The following is a 6,233-nucleotide window of genomic DNA, read 5'->3' on the forward strand; positions in this document are numbered from 1 at the left end:
ATCCACGGGTTGCTTAGAAAAACTCTTAAGGCCTATACTCTTTCTCTCTAAGAGTTTAGGTATCTTTAATGACTGATTCTTAGATTCAATAAAAAATACAGGGCGGAAGTTCGTTATTACGACCTTAACTGCTCCAGAGTTTGTAGATAAGTAAAAGTGCAGCTCAACACCACTCGTTGAGTCGACGAAATTTGAAGTGAGAATAAAACCCTTAATATTTTCCATATAGGTATTTATATACTGTAAAAATGGGATAGCCAAACACTACCCCTCCTAATTAGATCTTTAATATCAGACACTTACCCTATAACGGAAGAAATAATTAATTGTATAAATCGTTTACACCCTAAGAACTTATTACAATGAAGACTAATATTTTGCCGAGTTATCTTACTATAAAGTTCATATGAAACTAAAACTACTACTTATATTCACTCTCCTTATTTCCATTGGCTGTGGAAAAGATACCGAACCTGATCAAAGCTATATTGTTAATGATGAGAAGTCTGATGTTCTATCCACCAGTGTGACAGACGATCTGAATTCTTCAGGAAATCAAGTAACAGCAAATGCACAGGCCCTGTCAGAGGAACTCCTAAAGGATGTCAGTTTTGAAGAAGATAGCTGTGAGTCTAATAATATTCTCCGGGATGTACTTATCTTTGGTGAAAAAATTAAATCTCTCGGTGGAAATGTTTTAGATCTAGATGAATACGGTGCAGATGAAGTTGAATTTCAAAAGTTTTTAACTGATTCAGGTGTTCAATCAATGAGTGCAATGGATATTGCTAACTCAGGAACAAAATCCACAATGAAGTCATGTAATGAAAAAAATATGATTCCACCTAAATCATGTTGGTATCGTTCTTTAGCATTCAGCTTACTGAAAGATAAAATTGAAGATGAAACTGGAGTTAATACTACATTAACTAGTCACTACCGAAGCTCTTGCTACAATAATAAACTAGGTGGTGCCAAGAAAAGTGACCATATTAGTGCTAAGGCAATGGACTTCTCTATGGGAAATCAAGAGAATCGCCACCAAGTAGAGAAATTTATTTGTGATAAATTATGGAAAGAAAATTACTTTATGGACAGCGAAACTGAGGCCTTAAGTAATGTATCAATAGGACTTGGAAAAACTTATATCCACCTTGGACTAGATAGCACACACGGAAGAAGACATTGGGTATATAATGACTATGCAAAGGCAAATAATATGCCGGCGACATGTTGGAATATAAACTAAGAGTTTCTTCTAGCGCTAGACAAGACTTTGTGAAAATACTTTAGTCTTGATTTAACTAGAAAGAAAATTATATTAGATAGATTGATTAATTACTGCTGGAGAATATTATGGATTTTTTACCACTCAACAAATGGTTACCAAATTTAAAAAGACCATTAGTCATTGCGGGTCCATGCTCAGCAGAATCACATGAACAAATGATGAGCACAGCGAGAGAGATTGCAAAAATCCCAGATGTGAGAATATTCAGGGCCGGAATTTGGAAGCCAAGAACTAGACCAAATTGCTTTGAAGGTGTTGGAGAAGAAGGTTTAAAGTGGTTATCAGATGTAAAAGCTGAAACTGGCCTACTAACAACAACAGAAGTAGCAAATACACAACACGTAGAACTGGCCCTTAAGCACGGAGTAGATATACTTTGGATTGGTGCCAGAACAACAGTATCCCCTTTTGCTGTTCAAGAGATTGCAGATGCACTAAAGGGAACTAATATTCCAGTCATGGTAAAAAATCCAGTGAATCAAGACCTCGCACTATGGATTGGAGCTCTAGAAAGAATGGCCGGAGCAGGAATTAACAAGATTGCTGCAATCCACAGAGGATTCTCAACGGGTGATACATCTAAATATAGAAATCTTCCTTTATGGAAAATCCCAATGGAGCTCAAGAGTAAGTTTCAAGACCTCCCAATAATTTGTGATCCAAGTCATATAGCAGGAAGAAGAGATTTAATTTCTTACGTATGTCAAAAAGCTATGGATGCAGATATGGAAGGCCTCATGGTTGAAACACATATCAATCCAACAAAAGCTCTTTCTGATGCTGCTCAACAAGTAACGCCAGAGGCCCTAGCTGCAATTATCGAAGGTCTATCACTAAGAACAGAGTTTGGTGTAGATAGAAATTTTGAGCAAGAGCTAGATCTCCTAAGAGGACAAGTAGACAGAGTAGATCTAGAGATACTTGAAGCTCTTAAGACAAGAACTGATATTATTACAAAAATTGGATTAGCAAAGAAAGAGAAAAATATCATGCCTCTCCAAATTCAAAGAATGGATGAGTTAATGAAAAAGAGACTCGACCTTGGTAAGAATTTAGGACTAACAGAGAGTTTTGTTAAAGATATCTACGACACAATTCATAGTGAAAGTGTTCGAATACAAAGTCAGATCGTTAATGACTTTGACAGCAAAAAATAAAAAAATGTGTATAATGAATGCATGGAAAATTCTAAAAGAGTAAATTGCATAGAAGCATCAAAGAGTATCTCACTTTCAGCTAAAATAGCTGAACTAAAAGAGCTTGGAGAAGATATTATAGGCCTTAATGTGGGAGAACCAGACTTTGCGACCCCCGCTCCAATCATTGAGGCTACAATCACCGCCCTAAGAGAAAATAAAACTCGATATTCACTTGTTCAAGGACTTGATCAATTAAGAGATGGTATTGCTCACTACTTGAATAAAAAATATGACCTAAATGCAAACAAAGATCATATTCTTCTTGGTAATGGATCAAAACATATTCTTTATCTTATATTTCAAACACTCCTAAACGATGGAGATGAAGTGATTATCCCCTCTCCTTACTGGGTAACTTTTCCGGAATCAGTAAAGCTTGCTGGTGGAGTTCCTCACTTTGTGGAAACAAAAGAGAACTTTCAACTAGATATTCAAAATATTGAAAATGCTATTAATGACAAGACTAAGGCGATCTTAATAAATACTCCTAACAATCCTACTGGAGCAGTCTATAACGCCGAAGACCTACAAAAAGTAGTTGAGCTTGCCACAAAGTATGATTTAAAAATTGTCTCTGATGAAGCCTATGAAATTCTAACCTACAATAAAGTTAAACATGTAAACATATCTTCATTGAGCGAAGAGGCCTTTAAAAGAACATTGACTGTCCAATCATTCTCTAAGAGTTTTTGTATGACAGGATTTAGAATTGGCTACCTATGCGCAGAGAAGTCTTTCATTGATGATGTTAATAAACTTCAAGGACACTTATCCGGAAATAATTGTACATTCGCCCAATACGGAGCACTTGAAGCACTAAGACTAGATGCAGGATTACTAAGAATTTTAACAAAAGAATTAGAGTCTAGAATGAAACTTGCTCACAACCTCTTTAGTGAATTCTTTCCAATTGAAAAGCCTGATGGAGCATTCTACCTCTTTCCCAATGTTACTGAGATGATTAAAAAGTTGAATTTGAAAAATAGTGAAGAGCTTTCACTCTATATATTAGAAAAGGCCAAAGTTGCAATTCTACCAGGAATTGCTTTTGGAAAAGAAAACCATTTACGAATTTCCTTTGCTCAAAGTAGAGAAGAAATTATCGAAGCACATAAGAGAATGAAGGAAGTTCTATGAAAATAGGAATTATTGGTTTTGGACGTTTAGGAAAACTACTTACAAAAAATATTTCTCGAGATGCCACAACTCTAGTATTTGACACTAACCTAGATCTAAATATCCTAGATGAAATTGGCTCTGAAGCAGGAACATTAAAAGAAGTTTGCGAATGCCCTATTCTAATACTATGTGTCCCAATTTCAGCGATCAAAGAGGCCGCTAGCGAGATAGCTAAATTTGTGACTAAAGATACACTTGTTATAGATGTGTGTTCAGTTAAAGTTCACCCTATGGAGCTTCTTGAAGAGTTACTACCACCAGAAACAGAAATTCTTGGTACTCACCCAATGTTTGGTCCAGACTCAGCAGCTAAAAGTCTCTATGGTTGTAAAATTGTTTTATGCAAACAAAGAGTTAGAGAAGAAAAGTATCAAAATATAAAAGGTTACTTAGAGTCTCATGGCCTGAAAGTAATTGAGGCGACAGCTCATGAACATGACAAGCAAATAGCAGACTCTCTTATTCTTACTCATACTATTGGTAGAACACTTATGGAAATGGGTTCAAAAGATATGGATATTGATACGAAAGGATATAGACGCCTTTTAAAGATTTTAGAGACTGTTGAAAATGATAGTGTTCAATTATTTAGAGATATGAATAAGTACAACCCCTACGCTAAAGATATGAGAGAGTCTCTTATGAGTTCTCTATCAAAGACATTAGAAAGCGCTTTAAAGTGAAGATAGCATTTCAAGGAAAGCCTGGTGCCTATAGCGAAATGGCCATTAGACAATATTTTAAGAATGAGGTTACTCCAGTTGGCTTTGACCTAAGTGAAGAAGTCTGTAACGCTCTGGAAGACGATGATGTTGCAACAGGAGTACTTCCTGTTGAAAATAGTATTGTTGGAAATGTCGCTGTTAATGTTGATTTACTTTTAAAACATCACTTCTTTATTATTGGTGAAATTTATCTACCAATTAATCACTGTCTATTAGCTAAAAAAGGCGTAACTCTAAAAGATATAAAAGCTGTTAAGTCTCACCCAATCGCACTGGCCCAATGTCATGACTTTCTTGTTAAAAATAATATCAAAGGAATCCCTGAGTTTGATACTGCAGGCTCAAGTGAACTTCTATCAAAGAGTGATATTACAGATGAAGGAACTATAAGCTCTTCTCTTAGTGCTGAGTACTATGGATTAGATATTATTAGTGAAGAAATTCAAAAAGTTGATACTAACTTCACAAGATTTGTAGTCTTTGTTAAAGAAAAGAATATACCTGAAGGGCTAAAGTTAGAAAAAACAAGTATTGCCTTTTCTACTAATCATAAGCCAGGAGCACTGCTAGGATGTTTGCAGGAATTTGCAACTTTTGGACTAAACTTAACTAAGATTGAATCTAGGCCAATTCCTGAAAATCCATTCATGTATACTTTTTTCGTGGATTTTCTAGGATCAATCCATGATTCAAATGTTAAAGACTGTCTTCTTAAGCTAAAAGAGCATACTAGTTCTGTAAAAATTCTTGGAAGTTACCCAAAAGCAAAGTTCTAAGGGCGAGTAGACATTAGAACTTCTTTTTCTCTCTTAGCTCTTGCATAATTCTTAGCTAGTTTTCGACTCCAGAAGATTTCAAAAATATAAAAAACTGCAAAGAGAATGTAGTTACCAATTGTTTTGAAGAATATCCATGTATCAGTACTTTCATAAAGAGCGACATAGCCCATAAAAATACCTGTCGCAAAGAAGTAGTAAGTTAAATGTTTCTCCATAGAATTAACAAAAAACATTGGAGGCTTATTCTTAAATGGGAGACTCTCTAAAAACTCAACAAGTAGTCCTTTCCCTACTCTTAGCCTATAGTACATGAAACTGGAAATACCAATTCCAGTAATTGCTGGTTGTAACCTAAACCAAACTCCTTCTTCCCCTAGGAGACTTAAACAACCTAAAAATAAGATGAGAAAGAAATTTGCTTTTGAAATTGTATGGACATGTTTGATAAATATTTTTTCAGCTAAGATCTCTAAACTTGCTAAAGCAAGTCCTCCTGTGATTGCAATACGTACAGGGTAGTATTCATCTAGATACCAGTAAGCTATTGCAGGTAAAAATGAAATGAGAAAAAAGCTCTTAGAGAATGATTTATCCATGTTATAGATTTAACATGGATAAACCTAAATTGTCATTATCCTGCTTTTTTGAAGTCTTCTTCTAAAGTTTCCAGCTTACTTGTACAGTACTCTAAATACTTCTTTTTTAAACTACCAGGGTCTAGGATTTCAATATGGTCTTTAATGCTTAAAATCCATTCAAATAGCTCATCACATGGTTCAACAGATGCTGCCCATATAAGGTCACCATTCAAGTTTGTTGTAACGTAAGGATTACCTAAAAATTGATAGGCAGGCCTAAGATCCACCGATTCCGATGAGATTATCTTTAGGACAAGCCTCTCCTCTTGTCCCGTAATAGCTCGCACAGCTGAGACAAAATCATTAATTTCAATAGAGCTAAAATTAGGACTATAGCTAGTTTCAAAATTTGTATTTATTTTATGAATTTCAAGAATATTAAAATAGATTAAACACCTATCATTACAGTCTTCTCCAACAAG

The 6,233-nt window shown here is 35.1% G+C and carries 8 protein-coding genes; 5 read left to right on the forward strand and 3 right to left on the reverse strand.

Going from position 1 to position 6,233, the window contains the following annotated elements; genetic code table 11:
- The coding region (locus tag ABX784_RS14855; RefSeq protein ID WP_372655845.1) for a hypothetical protein at window positions 1-225 on the reverse strand (225 nt) is incomplete at its 3' end.
- Window positions 226-406: 181 nt separating this feature from the next.
- Here ABX784_RS14855 and ABX784_RS14860 point away from each other — a divergent pair.
- From ABX784_RS14860 to pheA, 5 genes are all read left to right on the forward strand, one after another.
- Window positions 407-1,249 carry a D-Ala-D-Ala carboxypeptidase family metallohydrolase gene (locus ABX784_RS14860; RefSeq protein ID WP_372655846.1) on the forward strand — a complete coding sequence of 281 codons (843 nt, stop codon included), beginning with the start codon at window positions 407-409 and terminating at the stop codon, window positions 1,247-1,249.
- 107 nt (window positions 1,250-1,356) lie between these two features.
- Window positions 1,357-2,448: a chorismate mutase gene (locus ABX784_RS14865; protein WP_372655847.1), complete on the forward strand. Its 1,092-nt coding sequence runs from the start codon at window positions 1,357-1,359 to the stop codon at window positions 2,446-2,448.
- Between the two features lie 21 nt (window positions 2,449-2,469).
- Entirely contained in the window at window positions 2,470-3,627 is a 1,158-nt protein-coding gene (locus ABX784_RS14870; protein WP_372655848.1) for a pyridoxal phosphate-dependent aminotransferase, read from the forward strand.
- The gene (locus ABX784_RS14875; protein ID WP_372655849.1) at window positions 3,624-4,352 is read left to right on the forward strand and encodes a prephenate dehydrogenase/arogenate dehydrogenase family protein; all 729 of its coding nucleotides are present in this window, start codon (window positions 3,624-3,626) and stop codon (window positions 4,350-4,352) included. Before ABX784_RS14870 ends, ABX784_RS14875 begins: the two co-directional genes overlap by 4 nt.
- Window positions 4,349-5,170 (forward strand): prephenate dehydratase, encoded by an 822-nt coding sequence (gene pheA / locus ABX784_RS14880; protein WP_372655850.1) that lies wholly within the window; start codon window positions 4,349-4,351, stop codon window positions 5,168-5,170. Before ABX784_RS14875 ends, pheA begins: the two co-directional genes overlap by 4 nt.
- Here pheA and ABX784_RS14885 read toward each other — a convergent pair.
- Window positions 5,167-5,769, reverse strand: coding sequence for a septation protein IspZ (locus ABX784_RS14885; protein ID WP_372655851.1), 603 nt, complete (start codon window positions 5,767-5,769; stop codon window positions 5,167-5,169). The genes pheA and ABX784_RS14885 overlap by 4 nt on opposite strands.
- 35 nt (window positions 5,770-5,804) lie before the next feature.
- Window positions 5,805-6,233, reverse strand: a 429-nt coding sequence (locus ABX784_RS14890; RefSeq protein WP_372655852.1) for a WYL domain-containing protein, incomplete at its 5' end; no start/stop codon positions are given.

The sequence above is a fragment of the Halobacteriovorax sp. genome (genome assembly GCF_041587335.1).
Lineage (GTDB): Bacteria > Bdellovibrionota > Bacteriovoracia > Bacteriovoracales > Bacteriovoracaceae > Halobacteriovorax.

What these genes read in the sequence shown, in the direction of transcription:
- ABX784_RS14885 (WP_372655851.1), bottom strand. Translation starts at nt 5,769, where the DNA reads ATGGATAAATCATTCTCTAAGAGCTTTTTTCTCATTTCATTTTTACCT.
- ABX784_RS14860 (WP_372655846.1), top strand. Translation starts at nt 407, where the DNA reads ATGAAACTAAAACTACTACTTATATTCACTCTCCTTATTTCCATTGGC.
- ABX784_RS14870 (WP_372655848.1), top strand. Translation starts at nt 2,470, where the DNA reads ATGGAAAATTCTAAAAGAGTAAATTGCATAGAAGCATCAAAGAGTATC.
- ABX784_RS14875 (WP_372655849.1), top strand. Translation starts at nt 3,624, where the DNA reads ATGAAAATAGGAATTATTGGTTTTGGACGTTTAGGAAAACTACTTACA.
- ABX784_RS14865 (WP_372655847.1), top strand. Translation starts at nt 1,357, where the DNA reads ATGGATTTTTTACCACTCAACAAATGGTTACCAAATTTAAAAAGACCA.